The 18876-nt window shown below is 64.9% G+C and carries 15 protein-coding genes, 2 pseudogenes and 1 CRISPR repeat array; of the genes and pseudogenes, 8 read left to right on the top strand and 9 right to left on the bottom strand.

What is annotated here, in order from left to right; genetic code table 11:
• Window positions 1-61: 61 nt before the first annotated feature.
• From ACGFNU_RS15020 to ACGFNU_RS15000, 5 genes are all read right to left on the bottom strand, one after another.
• A complete protein-coding gene (locus ACGFNU_RS15020; RefSeq protein ID WP_392593806.1) occupies window positions 62-601 on the bottom strand; it encodes an RNA polymerase sigma factor in 540 nt (179 codons plus the stop codon).
• 399 nt (window positions 602-1000) lie between these two features.
• A complete protein-coding gene (locus tag ACGFNU_RS15015; RefSeq protein ID WP_392593804.1) occupies window positions 1001-1396 on the bottom strand; it encodes a class I SAM-dependent methyltransferase in 396 nt (131 codons plus the stop codon).
• A 173-nt stretch (window positions 1397-1569) separates the two neighbouring features.
• Window positions 1570-2871, bottom strand: a complete 1302-nt coding sequence (locus ACGFNU_RS15010) for a hypothetical protein (protein WP_392593803.1) — start codon at window positions 2869-2871, stop codon at window positions 1570-1572.
• Window positions 2872-3449: 578 nt separating this feature from the next.
• Complete coding sequence (locus ACGFNU_RS15005; RefSeq protein WP_392593801.1) at window positions 3450-3626, bottom strand: hypothetical protein; 177 nt, start codon at window positions 3624-3626, stop codon at window positions 3450-3452.
• Window positions 3627-3761: 135 nt separating this feature from the next.
• On the bottom strand, window positions 3762-4448 hold the full coding sequence (locus ACGFNU_RS15000; protein ID WP_392593799.1) for a hypothetical protein: 687 nt from the start codon (window positions 4446-4448) through the stop codon (window positions 3762-3764).
• A 320-nt stretch (window positions 4449-4768) separates the two neighbouring features.
• On the opposite strand from ACGFNU_RS15000, the gene ACGFNU_RS14995 reads away from it, so the two are divergent.
• Window positions 4769-5641 carry a helix-turn-helix domain-containing protein gene (locus tag ACGFNU_RS14995; RefSeq protein WP_392593797.1) on the top strand — a complete coding sequence of 291 codons (873 nt, stop codon included), beginning with the start codon at window positions 4769-4771 and terminating at the stop codon, window positions 5639-5641.
• Window positions 5642-5683: 42 nt separating this feature from the next.
• Complete coding sequence (locus tag ACGFNU_RS14990) at window positions 5684-5887, top strand: DUF397 domain-containing protein (protein WP_392593796.1); 204 nt, start codon at window positions 5684-5686, stop codon at window positions 5885-5887.
• A gap of 380 nt (window positions 5888-6267) precedes the next feature.
• Here the strand turns inward: ACGFNU_RS14990 and ACGFNU_RS14985 are convergent, their stop codons facing one another.
• Window positions 6268-6912 carry a class I SAM-dependent DNA methyltransferase gene (locus ACGFNU_RS14985; protein ID WP_392593795.1) on the bottom strand — a complete coding sequence of 215 codons (645 nt, stop codon included), beginning with the start codon at window positions 6910-6912 and terminating at the stop codon, window positions 6268-6270.
• Window positions 6913-7157: 245 nt separating this feature from the next.
• Here ACGFNU_RS14985 and ACGFNU_RS14980 point away from each other — a divergent pair, with 245 nt between their 5' ends.
• The 4 genes and pseudogenes from ACGFNU_RS14980 to ACGFNU_RS14965 form a co-directional block, all read left to right on the top strand.
• Window positions 7158-7634 carry a hypothetical protein gene (locus tag ACGFNU_RS14980; protein WP_392593794.1) on the top strand — a complete coding sequence of 159 codons (477 nt, stop codon included), beginning with the start codon at window positions 7158-7160 and terminating at the stop codon, window positions 7632-7634.
• Window positions 7631-10345 carry an ATP-dependent RecD-like DNA helicase gene (locus ACGFNU_RS14975; RefSeq protein WP_392593793.1) on the top strand — a complete coding sequence of 905 codons (2715 nt, stop codon included), beginning with the start codon at window positions 7631-7633 and terminating at the stop codon, window positions 10343-10345. Before ACGFNU_RS14980 ends, ACGFNU_RS14975 begins: the two co-directional genes overlap by 4 nt.
• A 224-nt stretch (window positions 10346-10569) precedes the next feature.
• On the top strand, window positions 10570-12354 hold the full coding sequence (locus ACGFNU_RS14970) for a tyrosine-type recombinase/integrase (protein WP_392593791.1): 1785 nt from the start codon (window positions 10570-10572) through the stop codon (window positions 12352-12354).
• 191 nt (window positions 12355-12545) lie between these two features.
• Window positions 12546-13000: pseudogene (locus ACGFNU_RS14965) on the top strand (transposase); the annotation flags it as partial.
• 29 nt (window positions 13001-13029) lie between these two features.
• Here ACGFNU_RS14965 and ACGFNU_RS14960 read toward each other — a convergent pair.
• From ACGFNU_RS14960 to ACGFNU_RS14950, 3 genes are all read right to left on the bottom strand, one after another.
• Window positions 13030-13383: an IS30 family transposase gene (locus ACGFNU_RS14960; RefSeq protein ID WP_392593790.1), complete on the bottom strand. Its 354-nt coding sequence runs from the start codon at window positions 13381-13383 to the stop codon at window positions 13030-13032.
• 181 nt (window positions 13384-13564) lie between these two features.
• Complete coding sequence (gene ltrA, locus ACGFNU_RS14955; RefSeq protein ID WP_392593789.1) at window positions 13565-15016, bottom strand: group II intron reverse transcriptase/maturase; 1452 nt, start codon at window positions 15014-15016, stop codon at window positions 13565-13567.
• 543 nt (window positions 15017-15559) lie between these two features.
• Window positions 15560-16351, bottom strand: a complete 792-nt coding sequence (locus ACGFNU_RS14950; RefSeq protein ID WP_392593788.1) for an IS30 family transposase — start codon at window positions 16349-16351, stop codon at window positions 15560-15562.
• 45 nt (window positions 16352-16396) lie between these two features.
• Here ACGFNU_RS14950 and ACGFNU_RS14945 point away from each other — a divergent pair.
• A pseudogene (locus ACGFNU_RS14945) lies at window positions 16397-17125 on the top strand (IS256 family transposase); the annotation flags it as partial.
• A 127-nt stretch (window positions 17126-17252) separates the two neighbouring features.
• A complete protein-coding gene (locus tag ACGFNU_RS14940; protein WP_392593786.1) occupies window positions 17253-17393 on the top strand; it encodes a hypothetical protein in 141 nt (46 codons plus the stop codon).
• Between the two features lie 124 nt (window positions 17394-17517).
• Window positions 17518-18819: a CRISPR direct-repeat array (repeat unit 37 nt; unit sequence GCAGCACCGGCCCTCCGGGACCGGTGAGGATCGCAAC).
• Window positions 18820-18876 lie beyond the last annotated feature (57 nt).

Genomic DNA, 18876 nt, shown 5'->3' with positions numbered 1-18876 from the left:
CGAGGTGTGCCGTCTCGTTGCGGCGGGCATCTGCACGTTCGGGATCCGAGGGCCTCGGGGCCTAGGCATTGTCGTCCTCCTCCCCGCGTTCGTACTTGAGCAAGTCAGTCAATTGCTTTCGAGCGTTGTGCAGGTAGTACCTCACCGAGCCGGGTGCGATACAAAGGATCTTGGCAGTGTCATCCACGCTGAAGTCGCATAGATAGTGCAGGACGGTCACCTCACGCAGGCGTCTCGGCAGCTGCGAGAGAGCCCAGCGTACGGTCTCACGCAGTTCCACCTGATCATCCGTGGAGATCGGCTGGGGAAGCTCGTGAAGGTCGGCGCTCGTCAGATAGGTGTACTGACTGCGTTGAAGACTCTTGAGACACCAGTGAGCGACCTTGTACAGCCATGCCTTGGGCTTGTCATACTGACGGATGACCGCCCACTTTTGGCATGCGGCCACGAAGGCATCTTGAGCAGCCATCTCGGCGAGGTTCTCGTCGTGACCCACGTGCCACAGATACCGGTGTAGCTGCCTCGCGTGGGCGTTGTAGAACGTGATGAACTCTCTCTCGAAGTCATCGGAATCTTCCGGGTCACTGGGATCCGGTGTCATAGCACCTTCCCGACCGGTTGGCGTTGAGGCTGGAAGGGGCCCTGCTGGCTTGCAGGCAGAGAAACGATCACCATTCGGCAGCCGCTATCGGCGTGACGTTCGACGGCGTGAGCTCCCAGTGGCATGCGTTCCGAGGCTGGGATGACCCCTGAGTGACATTCTCGTTCTGCTGCGACGGCAGTCCGGGACTTGAACAGTAATGCCGCCAGCAGCCCAAGCCCGCGAACAGCGGTTACCGCCACGATGGCGAACGATTCGCCGGACTCCGGCACCATGGGAGACCTCCTTGCGACCTCGGACCGGTTCTTTGCCCCCTACCGTCACTCGGAGCCGCTCGAGGTTGGGTCGCCCTACAAGATTTTTGGGACCGATAGGTTGGGCAGGTCCGGTCGGCGGAGGTTATCGGGGCGGTGTCGCGGACCGGCGAGAGAACAGGATTGCGCCTGGCTTGGCTTCGTCGGGATTGAGCAGGTGCTGCGCTTCGATGCTGAAGCCCGCCTGGCGGAGCCAGTCGGCCACGCGGAGCCAGTCGGCCACGCGGGACGGTTGACGGTGGTACACGTACATCTGCGTCGCCTGGTCGCCGTCACCAGCCGTCTCGAGTATCGACTCGTCGCTTACGTGGAATCCCACGGCCAGAACTCCGCCCGGGCGCAGCACCCGGTGGAACTGTCTGAGCACGTCGGGCACCGTTTCGTCGGGGATGTAGATCAGTGACCACCACGCGGGCACACCGGCGACAGAGTCGTCGGCGAGCTCTAGATCGGTCATCGACCCGACCTCGTAGCCCTTCAACCATCTGAGTCGTAGACGTCGCCGCTGAACGAGCCGCACACCGTGTCCGCTCATGCCGCCAGTCGGACGCGCTGACCGGCAGGCGGGCAGGCCTGGCTGTGGAGGTAGCTGGGGGCGGTACTGCGGGTCGGCGAGCAGGGCTGCGCCCGGCTTCGCTTCGTCGAAAACAGTCGTCACACGTCTCCGAAGAACGCTTTGAGTAGTTTGGCGGCGTCGGTGAGATCACCTGTTGGAACATCGAGTTCGCCTTGAGTGACGGTGTTGTTGCCATCCTCGGTCAAGACCCACGTCACGGTTACCGCGCCCGCCTGAGGATTCCGTGCGAGGATCACGTAGTCGTCCTGGCCGCTTTCCCACGTCACGTTGGGGCGGAACGACTCCCAGGTCAGGACGACTTCGGCATCGTCGCCGCGATTGCTCCAGGCTACGGGGTAGTCACGCGGCATGATCCGGTAATCGGAGGCGTCGAATCCGATGCCGTAGGGGTCCTGCTGCCGCGCCACGGGTTCGACGACTTTTCTGTAGTCGGCGTCGTCGGCGTCGCGGTGGTCGAGAACTTCGCAGCCGTGGAAGGTCACGATGAGGTGGGGTTTGGCAACGAACCGGTCTCGACTGACAACCCGGATACCCACGCCCGGCAGGCCGACACCGAGGAAGTGCTCGCGACCCTGCGCGATGTACGTGCGCTTCTCGCTCCGCCATGCGCCCAGGCGCTCCGCCCGCTCCTTCGGCGACAACGGCTGAGTCCGGCCGAAGATGCTCGCTGCCGAGAATGCCGGTGAAGACTTCTTAGTCGTCGGGTTTTGCGGTTTGCTGAACTGCTCCTCCTCGAACTCGTACAACTGCTCCAGCACTTCATCGATGCGGTCGACTCGGCCGATCGACCCGACGACCTCGACGCCGAGGTCGATGGGTGACTTGCCGCCGCCACGGGCCCGCTCGACGAGGGTCAGGACCTCGCCAGCCCGAGCCGGCCGAGTGTTGCTGGCTCCTCGCACGTAGATGGCCCCGTCTTCGAGGTTGTCTCGGCGGTCCTCGCCCTGGAAGTTCTTGTGGCACGGGAAGATCGGCTGTCCGTCCTGTGGAGGCTGCGCGATCATGAACAGCACCTCGCGCTCGTCATCGACGCTGATTCGCCCGAACTCGAATGCGGGGAACTGCGGTCCGAGGTAAGGCCGGAGCCGATCTTCGAGCTCGTGGGCCTCGACGCCGCGCGGGATCCCCTGCGCGCTGCCCTTCTGTGCACCGATGACCAAGACCGCGTGGCCGCGGAAGTGGCGCGCGGCCTCCTGCGGACGACGGTTGGCGGCCCCTAGGAGGAATTTCGCGACCTTTGCCACGCCTGCTTTGCTGGTCGGGTCAAGGGCGCTCTTGACCTCGAGATAGCTCGTCTCGGCTTCGTCTCCGACGGCGAGAACATGGTCCAGAATGCTGCGCAGTGAGCGCTCACCGAGCGGGATGATGTCGGTATCCACGCCGTGACCTTCCGCCGTCCTTCTGCCCTGCGATCAACGGTAGGCCGGTGCTGGCCGCCGGACGGACGGCCACAGTCGTGATCACCTTCGTCCGGCTGATCCCGAGGACCATCCCAGTTGGTGAGTATCGGGGGGCGCCTCGTCAGGTGTACGGAGCGGTCCCTGGGCGCGTCGCGCCGCCCCCAAACCCGTGTCTCATACAGCCAGCCGTGAGCGACCATGCGTCGTCGGTGCAGCCTGGTCAAGCCATCAGCGTCGACACTGGTATTGACCTGGTCGCCGAACGCCGCGCCTGGGAGCCTGCCCTATGCGCGGACGGTGAAGAGGGCTTCGGGTACCCAGGCTGTGGAGACCGTATTGCTCCTCGCGGCGTGGGCCGCGCGGGATATCGAGCGCATTGGGGCAGCGCATGACGACGAGGTGTAGCTGCTCAAGGTAGCGGCACGGCAGCGGACCGCCGCCGGTCAGGGCGGGCCCGAACTCCGCTTGGAGGCCGACCGGAGGCGGGTGGACCCCTTGTGGGACGCACTGTCGGTAATCGAGGCCCCAACATCCATCCGCACGGGAGGTGAGCGAACTCAACCGCGACTGTTCTCGCCACGCTCCTTCATGAGATCACCGATTATCCACCGGAGCGCGGTGACTGCGTTGGAATACCGCAGGTACCTCGGGTTCTGGTTGGACTTGGGTTCGCACTGCTTGCGCATCTGCCGGAGCTCATCGATCATCCTCTGCAGGCGTTCTTCGTCGGTCATGACCGCAGCGCCCTCAGCCGAGCCCTGCCTGGCAACGTCTGCTCATGCCGCTGACCGAATGCTCGTACGCCAGACCGGGCAGACTGGAGTCGTCAAAACTCGGGATGGTTCACCACCGTGACGATGGAACTGCGGTCACGGCTCGGCGGCGCTTACGGGGGCCGTGTCACTGTTGAACGCGCAGCCGGAGTAGATATAAGCCGCATAGCTCACCCCTTTGGCGCGCACGTCGACAGCATCGAAGTCTGCCGGATCGAGTCCGCAGAAGCGGGTTTCGATCACGTCCTCGTAGAGTCCGGCGGAGATGATCAGGACGAGTTCCTCGTTGGGACGCCGGGTCAACGCTTGCCGCAGGAGAGCCGCGTCGAGCAGCCGGCTGACCACGATGGGGGCCTGTCCGACCGGACCCAGACACCCAGGAGCCAGCGTTCCATGGTGAATGGCCACGCGCAGCCGGATCCTGCTGTCCCGCGGGCGCTGAGAGTTGGACTCGGCCAAAGCGCGGGCGAGTTCACGCGGGAAGTCCGCCACAAGGTCCAGGCCGTTGGTGCCGAGCGGCAACACGGCCAGCTCGCCATCTCCGCCTGGCTGCCGCTGCCATCTCTTCCGGTCAAGCCCGGCTCGCTCGGCGGCCTGATTGAGCAGCCGGTGCAGGTCTTGCTGCACGGTGGCCTGGTCACGTGCGCTGAGGGTGCTGAAGCTTTCGACGTCGATGGCGAGAACATAGCGGTAGTCAAGGCAGGCACATTGAGTGGCCGTAGAGGCGAGTCCCGCTGTGATGACGCGTGCCAGTCGGCGCCAGCCCAACTCAGGCGCGATCATGGATCGACCACCTGGACTCGACAGTGCACGACCGTCGCTTTGCCCCACAGGTTCAAATCGCGCATCACCGTTCCCCTCCCATACGTTGCCGTCGGGTGGCGATGCCCAACCTCCCCGCGCCGACTGCTAGGGCAAGGTGCCCCCTCTGGAGCGCGGGACGATTTGCAGCTATCGTCATAGTTTCCCGTAGAGTGTCCCGTTGCAATTCCCGCCGGGACCAACCTCGGGGGACTCGCCGGAAGGTTTTCCGCACTTCCCGGAGACGATTGCGGCATCCTTGCGCTGGGAATGTCATACGGGCTGGGTGGGAGGAGATCACGATGCCACACAGCCCTACCGTCCGGCGTCTGCGGCTCGCAAGTGAACTGCGCCGCCTGCGGGAGGGTGCGGGTCTCAGTGGCGCCAAAGCCGCCGAGCGCCTGCAATGGTCGACATCGAAGATCTCCAGATTGGAGAAAGCGCAGGTTACGCCGCATGAGAAGGATGTCCGCGCTCTGCTAGTCCTCTACCGCGTTCCCGAAGATCAGCAGGTGCACCTCCTGGCGCTCTCGCGGGACGCTGCCAAGAAGGGCTGGTGGGAGGAGCATTTCGAAGGTCTGCCCGAGCAAGTGACCACTCACCTCGGTCTGGAGGCCGAAGCGGCGTCTGTATGGACCTGGCAACCGATCGTGGTACCTGGCCTGCTGCAGACCGCCGATTATTCGCGGGCCGTGAGCCAGGGACTGAGGGCGATCACTGTCGCGCCGCCAGGCGAGATCGAGGAACGCACCAAGGCTCGCCTGGTGAGGCAAGAGGCGCTCACCCGCGAGGATCCGCTGAGGTTCTGGGCGGTGATCGAGGAGTCAGTCCTCATTCGCCGCTTCACCGATGACGCGGTGATGCGCGACCAGCTCCGTCAGATCGTCGAGATGGCGGCCCTGCCCAACGTAACCGTCCAGGTACTGCCCCTGAACGGACCACATCCGATCGGAACAGGGTCGTTCACGCTCTTCAAGTTCTCCCGGCTAGGTGAGCTCGGCCGCATCTACCCTGATGTGGCCTACCTGGAAAACTTGAGCGGCTCCTACTACCACGAGGAGGAAGCCGATACCTACCGGTACGAGCTGTCCTTCGAACGACTTGCCGAATCGGCCCTCGATCCTGAGGAGTCCGTCCGGCTCATCGAGCGGGTCGCGGCGCACACCTGGAGCTGAACCGATCAACCACTCTGCCCCCAACCACTAGAGGGGCAAGCAATGCAACGCGCAGATAACGTCACAGGGACCTGGCGCAAGAGCGCTAGGAGCGAGGTCAACGGCGAATGCGTCGAGGTCGCACCGATGCGTCAAGGTGCGGGTATCCGCGATTCGAAGCAGCCGTCCGGTCCTATCCTGGGCATCCTCGCAACCGACTGGCACGCCTTTCTGACGAGCGTCAAGGCGGGCACGTACGACGTGTGACCCATCGCTGAGCCGGGCTCCCTCATGTCATGAGGGAGCCCGGGTCGGTCACTTCCGGACAGCGAGCATGCGTGAACGAAGCCGACACGATGGTGGTTTCAACGCTGTCCATCGAAACTCGGCAGTGTGACCCCGGTCGGCGCTGCCATCACACTGATCCGAGCAGATCCCCAGCAGACCGGGCCGGCGTGATCGGAAACCATGCAGAAGTCGTTCACACAGCAATTGCCTGGTCACGCACTGCCCGGTCGCTGTGCTCGCTCCAGGCACTTGCCAACAGCCGACCAGACAGGCCGATGCTCACGGCCGCGACCCGACGCACTCTTCTGCCGCCGGTCGGACGCACTGACTGGCAGGCGGGGAAGTCCGGTTGGCGGAGGTTACCGGGGTGATGCCACCGGTCGGCGGGCGAACAGGATTGCGCCCGGCTTGGCTTCGTCGGGACTCAGCAGGTGCTGCGCTTCTATGGCGAAGCCCGCCTGGCGGAGCCAGTCGGCCACGCGGGACGGCTGGCGGTGGTACACGTACGCCTGCGTCGACTGGTCGTCACCGGTCGTCTCGAGCATTGACTCGTCGCCTACGTGGAATCCCACGGCCAGCACCCCGCCCGGCCGCAGCACCCGGTAGAACTGGTCGAGCACGCCCGGCACCGCCTCGTCGGGGATGTAGATCAGCGACCACCACGCCAGCACACCGGCCAGAGAGCCGTCGGCGAGTTCCAGGTCGGTCATCGACCCGATCTCGAACCGCGCGCCGGGGTGTTCGCGGCGGGCGGTCTCGATCATCGCGGGTGACAGGTCGATGCCGAACGCGTCCACGCCCAGGTCCCGCAGCAGGGCGGTGGTGTGCCCCGGTCCGCAGCCGACGTCGGCGACGGGCCCGCCGTCGATCGCGCGGACCAGGTCGGCGAACAGCACAACCCCCGCGCGAACGTGGAGCAACCTGTTGAGCAGGTCACGGGTCTCGTCGGCGTAGCCGGCCGCAATGGCGTCGTAGGCGTTGCGGGTATCGGTCAACCAGCTCATCCAAGGACCGTAGCCCTTCTATCTGAGTCGTCGTGGATGTTGCCGCCGAGCGAACAGCGCACCATATCCGCTCATGCTGCAGACCATCCACCTGAAGACAATCTTGAGTGTCCCTCCGGCCCCAATGAGTGCGTGTTACGGAAGGTAACAACGTGTGGCACATTGTGATTGGGGGCGCGAGAAGCGGCCCACCCCGCTGCAGAATGGCGTTGCTCCGCCTGTGGGGGCCTGCCAGCCTCTTGGGCATGGCGATTGCTGATGAGCCTGCGCTGACCCCTGAGAAGTCGGCGCGCTTGGCTAAGAAGGCGGTCATCCAGGTGGGTGCGGCTTCCGGACACGAGGCAGCCTTCGCCAAGGCCAGGCAGCGGTTCGGACTGGACCGGTGGGCGTTCTACGTCGGAGCGGGTGCGGGCGTGCTGGGCACTGTCGATGCGGATGTCGTTGTGGCGGTATGCGGCTTCTTCGCGCCGCGCCTCGTACGCCCGGCGTGGGATTGTGCCTTGTCGGTCGCTGCCTGGCAGGCGCTGCCCGAACCCGCCGCGGCCCCGGCAGCGCCGGCTTGCCTGGCCCTGCTGCGGCTGCGCGAACACCGCGGGTCCGGGCATCTGCTCGCAGTGGCGGCCGAAGTGCTGACCGCACTTGTGCCGAACAGGCGTGAGTTGGAGCAGATCAGCAGGCACTCGACGGGTCGGTTGGCGGAGCACAGAGGTGAAGATTCATGACCACGGTCGTCGAGCACATCCAGAGCACGGATGAGGCGATTTGTCGGAACATCGACTCGCTGACGGATCAGCGCGCTCTGCTGTCCCAGAACGTCCTTGCTCAGCTCCGGAACCTGGTCGAAGGCGTCGCCGTCCGTCTGCACGCGGGCAGGGATGACGCTGAGTACGACTACGCGGCAATCGGTCCAGGGCTCGATTTCGTCAAGGCCAAGGGCAAGCTGAACTTCCTCGGGAAGTTCCACAAGCTCATCCAGAGCAGTGCGTCGCACTACACGTTGGATGGGGACGCCTCCGAGCGCCTGATGCTCAAGTACTACGAGTACCTCCTGCGCATCCGCACCCTGCTACGAGACAATTGCGGGATCGCCGTGCTGGCAAACCTGGAGTCGTTCCCGGTCGATCTCGACCCGTCGCTGCGTGAGTATCACGAGAAGATCGCTGCCAAGATCGGGGCGCTGCGTTCGACGGGATCGAGAGGTGGAGCGCAAGCTCGCTACTACATCCACAAGACGCGTCCGTTCTTCGTCGGCGGACGCATCTACTACGAGGTCACCTTCTACCGAGCCGTCAACAAGGTCAGCAAGTTCGACCGCCTCATCGCGTTCACCGACATCGACATGACCGACAAGTACTCGGCCATGCTGACGCTCCAACGTGACTCGATCGACGTCCTTGACCAGACGATGCCAATCACGATCATCCGCGACTGGGAGGTGTCGATCCGACCTTGCGAGTTCGACAACTTCGCGCGCCTCCTGGGCATCACCACCAAAGTCCGGACCAATTCCGTCGAGTACGGCTACCTGATGCGGGGCCTGACTGTGAGCTCGGGCAGCCTGCTCGACCTCATCGACATGCCCGACGACAAGTACGCGGCGACCAAGGCTGAGGGCACGGTCGGTGCCACCAAGGCGCAAATCTTCCCAGTGCTGGACGAGGCGCGCCGCATCGTGCGGTCAGCCGCTCCGGGACACAACGTCATCCGCTACCTCATGCTTCGGATGCACAACCAGGTTCTCAGGCCGCAGCACAACTGGGAGAGCTGCGGCCGTCTGTCCGAGCTGAACCTGCTCTACGGCTGCATCCCGTTCGACCAGATGCCCTTCTGCACCTCGCTACCGGGACACAACCCGCGCTACTGGGACCTCGTTGAGAGCCTTGACACGACCGGCCGAAATCACGAGTTGCTCGCTCGGCGAGTGCGGAACAATGTCGACCGCCACGGAATGCTCTACACGTCCGTCGCCGATCTCGAGGAGTTCGGAGACGTCGGCAAGTTGATCGCCACCTACAACGGCTTGCTCTACTACAAGCACACCGGGCGCCAACTGGTGCAGGACAAGGGCCACGTCTTCGTCCGCGGCGACGAGGACGGCACTGTCGCCATCGTCGAGAAGCTCCAGAAATATGCCTCGTCCGGAATCGACGGCTACACCGTAGCCGTCGAGCGCTGGCTGGACGAGGCGCCTCGCGGCATCGACGACGAGGCCAAGAGGGACGCGCTCAAGCGCCTGTTCAGTCAGTCGAAGGTGGCCCTGGTCTACGGCGCGGCCGGCACCGGCAAGTCAACGATGGTCGATCACATCGCGAACTACTTCAACGACAAGACCAAGCTCTTCCTGGCTCACACCAACCCGGCGATCGACAACCTTAAGCGCAGGGTCACTGCTCAGGGCTCGACCATCCGGACGATCAGCAGCCAGATCTACCAGACCGCCTCGGATCTGGAGTACGACGTTCTGGTCATCGACGAGTGCAGCACCGTCAGCAACGCTGACCTGCTCAAGGTGCTGGAGAAGACGTCCTTCAAGTTGCTTGTCCTAGTCGGCGACGTCTACCAGATCGAGTCGATCCAGTTCGGCAACTGGTTCAGCATCATCCGTTCGTTCATCCCAAGCACTTCGGTGTTCGAGTTGACGACGCCGTTCCGAACTACCAGCGAGTCGCTCCTGGGCTTCTGGGGCAAGGTGCGTAACCTCGAGGACGATATCGCCGAGGCCATCGCCCGCAACGGCTACTCGACCGTGCTCGACAAGTCTCTGTTCGAGCCTCAGCGCCAGGACGAGATCATCCTGTGCCTGAACTACGACGGGCTGTACGGCATCAACAACCTCAACCGCTTCCTTCAGAGCGGCAACCCGAACCCGGCGACGTCCTGGCGTGTCTCCACCTACAAGGTCGGCGATCCTGTCCTGTTTCATGAGACCGAGCGGTTCCGGCCAGTGATCTACAACAACCTGAAGGGCCGGATCGTCGACATCGACGACGCCCCAGGCCATATCCGGTTCGATGTCGAGCTGGATCGGCCGCTCACCGAGGTCGACGTCAGCGGCGGAGAGTTGGAGTGGGTGGAGGGCTCGACCGTGCGCTTCTCCGTCTACGACCACGACATCAGCGATGAGGACGACGATTCGCTCAACACCTCCGTGCCTTTCCAGGTCGCCTACGCCGTTTCAATCCACAAGGCGCAGGGCCTCGAGTACGACTCAGTGAAGATCGTCATCACCGACGCCAACGAGGACGACATCACACACAGCATCTTCTACACGGCCGTCACTCGGGCACGGGAGAGCCTCAAGATTTTCTGGACACCAGAGACCCAGCAGTCTGTGCTGAAGAGTCTTCAGCGGAGCACGAGCCCGAAAGACGTCGCGCTCCTGTCGAGCCGCCGTGCACTTACACCAGTCGCTGGACCTCGGCGTTCTCCGTGAGTCAAGGAGCACGCAGGCAGGGCACAAGTGGACACTGGAAGGACGAGGTACGAAGCCTAGGACGGGGACGTCACTGCGACGTTCACCAGCAGGAACATCCGCTCATGCCGCATGTCGGGCTCAGCTGATGGCCGGACGGGATGTGCGCTGTCCGGTCGACCATCGAGTGCATACTGAACGACTGGTGAATCGGTCTTTTCGTGCGGCAGGATGCCGGAGTGTCCGTGGAGAATCTGGATCGGTCGCTGGCGCCGATCGATAGGGAGGACCTGCTGCGTCTGGCAGAGTTGGCCGCTGACGCCGAGGCGGAGCTGTTCCGGCGCAATCCGCGAGGCTCCGGCCGGTACTCCGGCCGTCTTCTATGTCGTGCTCTGTGCCAGGGGGCCGCGCTGCACTACGTGAACGGAAGTAATGGCGTTAAGGACTTCGATGTCTGGTCGTTCTACGCCGAGATCGACGGTTGGCCCTTTCCTCCTCGCTGGCGTGGGACCCGGGATTTTGGACCTTCCAAGTTCGGTATCCAGGAGATCCCCCGCGCTACGAGGGCAGGCGGGTTCGATTCCCGCCACCTCCACAAGATCAAATGGCCGCTGACCTGCACTGGCAGGTTGACGGCCATTTGTGTATCAAGGTCATGGACGCACGGTGGACACACCAGGCTTCCGGGGAGCCGTGGGGAGACGGCAAGCCACGACCCGAAATGGGGAACAGTGGCAACGATCGACCGCCGTACAAGTAAGTCAGGCAAGGTCACATGGCGGGTTCGCTGGCGCGAGTGCGGACTCAGCACGGGCCGCACGGACAGCGAGACCTGCGACTCCGAGACCGACGCCCTCAACTTCGCCGCGTTGGTGCAGCTAGCTGGGCAGCGACGCCCGGAGGGCTATCCGAAGGGCTGCCGGGGCCACAAGCTGCTTGCGGCCGAAGAGCCCGAGACCGTCATGCCGACCTTCGGCAAGGTGCTGGCGGAGTACCTGGCCACCCTTGTCGACGCCGAACCCCGCACGCTGGCGGAGTACCGTCGGGCCTACGAGTCTCACATCGCACCCGCGATGGTGGTGCTACCAGGAGGCGCTGTAGCCGGCCCGCTGGGCCGCCTGCCAATCGACGAATGCGTCGACGCTGATATCTGGCAGGCCTGGGTCCATCACATGCGTGCCAAAACCTACGGCAAGAAGACCAAGAGGCACTACGCCCCCAAAACGATCATTAACATCCACGGCACGCTGATCGCTCCGGTCTTCGAGTACGCGATCTTCCGGGGCTACTGCGGCGTCAACCCATGCCGATGGGTCAAGCTCCCCGCGCGCAAGGGCCGCCCGATCAAGGCTCATCACGTCCTTCACACTGACGAGTTTCAAGCGTGGGTGGACTGCGCGTACGCGGTGGACCTTGACACAGGGGATGTCACCGCGCTCATCCTCGGCACCGGAATCCGGTGGGGCGAGCTCACCGCACTCCGCCCTTGCGACGTGTGGATCCACCGGGACGACCAGGGAGAGATCACAGGCGGGCTGCTGACCATCGCCCAGGTGGTCAGGGAGGACGAGCATCGCCGCCCCTACATCGCCACCGTCGAGGGCAAATCGGAGAACGCCTTCCGGACGATCGCCATCGGCGTCGACGCGGCAAAGATCCTCGTCGCCCGGATGGCGAGCCGCAAACCAAAGGATCTCCTCTTCCCCGCCCCCGGCAACCGGGGTGGCTGGCTCTGGCGGAACGCGAACTTCCACGAGCACCGCTGGAGCAAGGTCAAAGCGATCGCGCGCCAGCGCGGACTGTCCAAGGACCCCAGCCCACACCGGCTCCGCCACGCACACGTCACCGCCCTGATCCCGCTGCACGGCATCGAGTCGGTCTCCAAACGCATCGGCCACGCCAACGTGACCGTCACCAGCGCGATCTACTCCCATCTCGTGCCGGACATCGACGCTGGAATGGCCACCTCACTGGACGGCTTGCTCCGCCCACGCCGGTCGGCGGCACCGCCGGACGAGGGCGGAACCTGATGGACCAGCCAAGACGCAACGACTGGGGGGTCTGTACAACTAACGGCGGATCTGATGATCAAGGAAAGTGATGTCAGATGATCGAGACCGTCGTGGAGTCCTCGCCCGTGGACGAGCGTGAGGTGGACAGCCAGCCGCAGGCCCCGGCGGATCCGGTGGAGGGCACGGCCAGTGATGAGCAGCTGATCGCGATGCTGGTGGATCGGGCCCGCCGTGAAGGTCTGCAGCTGACCGGCGAGGGCGGCCTGCTGCAGCAGCTGACCAAGCGGGTGCTGGAGTCGGCGTTGGAGGGCGAGATCACCGACCACGTCGGCTATGACAAGCACGACCAGGCAGGGCGCAACAGCGGTAACAGCCGCAACGGCACTCGGGGCAAAACCGTGCTGACCGATGTGGGTCCGGTGCAGGTGAGGGTGCCACGCGATACCGCGGGCACGTTCGAGCCGCAGATCGTGCGTAAGCGGCAGCGCCGCTTGTCGGGGTGGAGGAGATGGTGCTGTCGCTGAGCGCGAAGGGGCTGACGCACGGGGAAATCAGCGCGCACCTGGCCGAGGTGTACGGCGCGTCGGTGTCCAAGCAGACCATCTCCACCATCACCGACAAGGTCATGGACGGGATGGCCGAGTGGCAGAACCGGCCGCTGGACCGTGGGCGGTTTCCATCGATCGTTGCGAATTAGGTGGTCATGAGTTGATGTCGCCATCGTCGCACGAGCTGTGCTGGGGAGCGGTCATTGAGGCAGGCACGTGGCCTGTCGTTGAGTTCGTCGGCGACGTGGCGGATCTGTTGGTCGGTGGCCTGGCCGAGGTCGGTTCCCTTGTTCTCGTTGCTGCCGCGCTGCCAGGGCGAGCGCGGGTCGGCGAAGTAGATGCGGATGTCGGCGGCGGTCTCGATGCGTTCGTGGTGGAACATCTCGTTGCCCTGGTCCCAGGTCAGGGTCCGTCGTAGCGATGCGGGCAGCCGGGCGAGGACGGTGATGAGGGCATCGCCGACGCGTTGGGCGGTGTGGTCGCCGCGGATCGGGACCAAGATGGTGAGACGGGGTCTTGCGCTCGACCAGGGTGGCGATCGCGGAGCGCTGGCCGGCACCGATGATGTAGGGGTCGGGCCGGGGCGCGGTTCCGGGATTTCTCCCGGTCCGTTTCCCCGGCCCGCCCTCCGCACCGGACGAGCGCGTCTCCGCGCATCCGGCGCTCCACGAGTCCCCGTGTCAGCTGGAGGCGGGGGCCTCCAGAATGCTCGTCCATGGTGTTGGGATGTTGTTCGCGCGCCATCGGTAGCGAGTGACCTCAACCTGCATGGTGTCGAACATGACGATCCCTTTCTCTGCCGGGCGGTTGCCTGGCCTGCCGGTCAGGAACCGCTGGTAGAGCTCCTTCCAGGTGATCCCGAGATGTCGTTTGCGGAGCCATGCCGTGACCCGAAACCAGACGTAGGAGTCGAGGTAGTGGAAGGTCGCTTTCGAGACCCCGTGCCGGAAGTAGGTGCACCATCCCCGCAGCACCGGATTGAGCTGGCGCAGCAGAGCTTCGAGCGTCAGGTGTCGTGATCTGTTCGTCAGTGCCCGCACCTTCGCCATCACCGAAAGCAGAGCCTTCTTCGATGGGTAGGTGTAGACGGTCTTCTTGTTCGTACCCTTCTTGGTGCGCCGCTGGATGCGGAACCCCAGGAAGTCGAACCCCTCGTCCAGGTGGACCACCCGGGTCTTGGACTCCGACAAACGCAAACCCAGCGGGGCGAGAACGTCGGCGACCTCTTCCCAGAGAGCATCCGCGTGAGCTTTGGTCCCACATACCATGATCGCGAAGTCATCCGCGTAGCGGATGATCCGGTAGTGGGCTCCGCCGTTCTTGCGGTGCTTTTCTCGCTGCCACCTCGTGGCGTGCTCGTCCTTGGCGCAGAAATGCTCATCCAGCGCCGAAAGAGCGATGTTCGCCAGCAGCGGCGAGGCGATCCCTCCTTGTGGCGTGCCCGATGCTGTCCCCTGGACCTGCCCGGCCTCGGACATGATGCCCGCCTTCAGAAAGGCCTTGACCAGGGAAAGGAGCCGCTTGTCTGCGATCCGCCGCCGCACCCGGTCCAGGATGGCCAAGTGCGACAGCTCGTCGAAACACGCCGTGATGTCGGCCTCGAACACCCAGTGATAGTTCCGGGAGCCGAAGGCGTGGATCTCGGCGATCGCGTCCTGAGCCCGTCGCTTCGGGCGGAAACCGTAGCTGACCGGCTTGAAGTCCGCCTCGAAGATCGGTTCCAGCACCAGCACAAGAACCGCTTGCACGAGTCTGTCCATCGCGGACGGGATGCCCAGGCGCCTGAACTTCCCCGGTGAGCCGGTCTTGGGGATCATGCGTTCCCGGACCGGCAGCGGGGCGAACGCGCGGGCCTTGAGCTGCTCGCGCGTGCTGTTCAGAAACGCCGTGACGTCGGCCTCGCTGGAGATGTCGGCCGGGATGACTCGGTCGACGCCCGGCGAGCGTGCGCCCTTGTTGCCACTCACCCGCTCCCACGCGACCGCGAGGAAGTCCGGGTGATGAATGAGGTTGAACAGATCATCGAACCGACGACCGGGATCTTCGGTCGCCCATTGGTGCAGCTTGGCCTGCATCCGTCGTACCCGTCGCCCCGCCCAGAACGGGTCGGGCCACGGTTCACCGGTATTCACCAGCGTCTCCGTCCCTTGCAGTGCCTCGCGTGCATGAACTCGCTGGACCCCTTCGCCATGTGCACGGGCTTTCCCCGGCTCGGACTACTACGGGCCCTCCGCCCCACCCCCCAGATCGTCGGCGGACAACGCGCCAACCCGCTCCGCCCAGCCTGGAAAGCCCGGACGGAGACGGGAACCCGGGGGTAGTTCCCACGTTCACCATGAACCGGTCGTCGGGTGAGGTGGCCAGCTATGCCCCTGCGGTATCGCCACGACTACGCCGCAGACCTTCACCGTGGCCTCCCTGCCGGCGACCTGAAACCGGCCCGGGAGTTCCCCGCCCGTAATGAGGGACGAGTGCGCACCGCGATCCAGCCCAGATCCACCGGATTTCGAGCTGGCGGGAAACTTAAGGGGCGTGACAACGCTGGTTCCTCTCGTCCACCTTCCCGTCTCGCTTGCCGGACCCGGACCATCCGGTAGTACTGGCCCGTCCCGTCGTTGTCGGGGCTGCTCACCAGCCTCACCAGCGTTTCCTGGATCAGCCTGCCCCCAGCTTCGCTACGCTGCTGCGACAGCGCAGCGGCGGAGTCCTTCCACCTCCGCTCGGTTACATGGCGCCTCGTGGCGCTCGAGGTCGCCTTCCCAGTGGCCGATCTGGGTGCGGGTTTCCACGATCGTGGGGCGGTCGTGGATGGAGCGCATGTTGGTCAGCTGCCGCAGTGCACCGTCGCGGTTGCGGCCCCGGCTGCGCTTGTGACGGTAGGTGCGTCCGGTGCGGAGCATCTGGCGGTCGATCGGTCCGAACAGGCCGCGGTAGGCGGCCGCATAGATCGTCTCAGCGCACAGGTGCCAAGTGGTCCGGTGGGGCCAGCGCCTGCGTAGCCAGCGGCTGATCTGGCCTGGGGACCAGTGTTTGGCGAGGCTGGCGGCGATCACATCCCGCAGATGATCATCGGCCGAGACGCGGTGTTCCTTGACGCGAGCACGCCGCAGGTAGGCCTGGTTGTGTGCGTACCACGGCTGGTAGGTGCCGTCGGGCTTCTTGTTCCGGGCGATCTCGCGGTACACGCTCTGGTGGGTCTTACCGATCCGTGAGGCGATCGACTTGACCGGCTCGCGGGCCGCCAGGCCGTCGGCGATCTCGATGCGGTCGTCCTGGCTGAAGTACCGACTGCTAATCGGCTTTTCGATCATCGACACGCTGCCAGCGTCGATGAACCAGTTCGACCCACAGCTCAACGACACGCTGACCTCGAGCGACGCCTTCGAGCCGGACAAGCCCTGCCGGATCAGTTCGAAGTAGCGCTGCTTGGCCTCCGGCGCAGCCTTGTTCCACGCCCATCTAGGCATCGCGATCTCCTCTGGTCAGGATTCGCGACGTTCGCTAGATACTGCCGTGTCTATCCCGTGCTGTTCGTCGATGCGATCAACGTCAAGATCCGGGATGGGCAGGTCGCCAACCGCCCCATCTACGTGGTCATGGCCGTGACGGTCGAGGGCCACCGCGACATTCTGGGGATCTGGGCTGGTGACGGTGGTGAGGGCGCCAAATACTGGCTGCATGTGCTCACCGAGTTGAAGAACCGGGGCGTCGCCGACGTGCTGATGCTGGTCTGTGACGGGCTGAAGGGGCTGCCGGAGGCGGTGGAGGCCGTCTGGCCGGCCACGGTCGTGCAGACGTGCGTGGTCCACTTGCTGCGCAACTCGTTCCGCTACGCCGGCCGCCAGGACTGGGACAAGATCGCCCGTGCGCTCAAGCCTGTCTACACCGCTGTCAACGAGTCGGCGGCGATGGAGCGGTGGCTGGAGTTCGCCGAGGCCTGGGGAGGCAAGTATCCGGCGATCGTCAGGTTGTGGGAGGACGCCTGGGCCGAGTTCGTGCCGTTCCTTGCCTTCGACGCCGAGATCCGCCGGGTGATCTGCTCGACCAACGCGATCGAGTCGGTGAACGCCCGCATCCGCAAGGCCGTCCGCGCCCGCGGGCACTTCCCCAACGAGCAAGCCGCCCTCAAGTGCATCTACATGGCCCTGATGAGCCTGGACCCCACCGGCAAGGGCCGCAAACGCTGGACCCAGCGGTGGAAACCGGCCCTCAACGCCTTCCAAGTCGCCTTCGAGGGCCGCCTGGCCCCCCGCCGTCCACTGACCGTTCAACCACCAAGATCAGCCGTTAAGTTGACAGTCCCGACTGGGGAGGCCGGGTTCGTGTGAATGGGTCATACATGATGGCCTTCTGAAGGTGGATGAGGGCTTGGTCGATGAGGTCAGGGTCGAGTTGGTAGCGGTCGGTGCGGCGTTGGATGAATTTGGCTTCGCCTGCGGTGGTGGCTTCGCGGAGCATGGTGCGGACGTTGGCGGCGACGGTGTAGAGGTTCTTGATGGCTTTGGTTAGGAACCTCAATTGCGCACGCGACACGCCTGGGGCTCCGAAGTGGAAAACAGTCAAAGGGTGATGAATCTGCGGTGAGGTAGTGGTCGCGTATGGTTCAGGCGGTGCTTTTCCCTGGTGATAGACCGCAGCACCGGCCCTCCGGGACCGGTGAGGATCGCAACCTTCGCTGGCGACCTGCCGCTCCAGGTGCAGGTATGTGAGGCAGCACCGGCCCTCCGGGACCGGTGAGGATCGCAACTGACGACCGCAGTGACTATCTTTCCGCCCCGACGCGGTGGCAGCACCGGCCCTCCGGGACCGGTGAGGATCGCAACGTCTCGGGGGACGGGTAGAGACCCTCCTCCTTGGGGAGCGCAGCACCGGCCCTCCGGGACCGGTGAGGATCGCAACCACTTCCGCGCCCTCCAAGGGGGTGTCGGCATGATCGGGCAGCACCGGCCCTCCGGGACCGGTGAGGATCGCAACTTGCCTGTGCATGGCATGTTCGCGGCATGTTCGTGGGCAGCACCGGCCCTCCGGGACCGGTGAGGATCGCAACTCGGCAGTGGAGCTCGCCAAGGTCGCCGAGATTCTCGGGCAGCACCGGCCCTCCGGGACCGGTGAGGATCGCAACATCCCGCGCGCCGGCTACCTGTCCGGCATGTGGGTGTGGGCAGCACCGGCCCTCCGGGACCGGTGAGGATCGCAACTACGTCGGCCGTCCACCCGTCGACCGAAACCTTCTGGAGGCAGCACCGGCCCTCCGGGACCGGTGAGGATCGCAACGAGCCGCCCCCCAAGGCTTCCTGCGCGGCGTGTACGCGCAGCACCGGCCCTCCGGGACCGGTGAGGATCGCAACATCGTCGGTCCACGCAGCGTGAACGGTTCCGTCCGGGCAGCACCGGCCCTCCGGGACCGGTGAGGATCGCAACGTCGTGCCGCGGATCCTGACCATGGTCCGCTGATCGGCAGCACCGGCCCTCCGGGACCGGTGAGGATCGCAACAAGTTCCGCGAGCGGAGCATGAACCTGCAGCAGGCGCAGCACCGGCCCTCCGGGACCGGTGAGGATCGCAACTACGGCGCCGAGGAGTTCGACCCCGTCGACGTCCGCGCAGCACCGGCCCTCCGGGACCGGTGAGGATCGCAACGAACAAGGTGGCCGCGCCCGCCAAGAAGCCCAAGGGGCAGCACCGGCCCTCCGGGACCGGTGAGGATCGCAACGTCGGCCTGCCGACGCAGCTCGGCCGCGCGTTTAAGGCAGCACCGGCCCTCCGGGACCGGTGAGGATCGCAACCCGTCTCGGCCGCCGGCGCGAGGGTACGGCGTTTGGGCAGCACCGGCCCTCCGGGACCGGTGAGGATCGCAACTCCGCCAGCCACCGGAACGGCTCGAATACCGACGCTTCGGGCAGCACCGGCCCTCCGGGACCGGTGAGGATCGCAACTCCGCCAGCCACCGGAACGGCTCGAATACCGACGCTTCGGGCAGCACCGGCCCTCCG

The organism is Spirillospora sp. NPDC048911, assembly GCF_043198015.1.
Lineage (GTDB): Bacteria > Actinomycetota > Actinomycetes > Streptosporangiales > Streptosporangiaceae > Spirillospora.
Note: the sequence above shows the minus strand (reverse complement) of the source record. Positions and strands in the feature narration are given on the sequence as shown.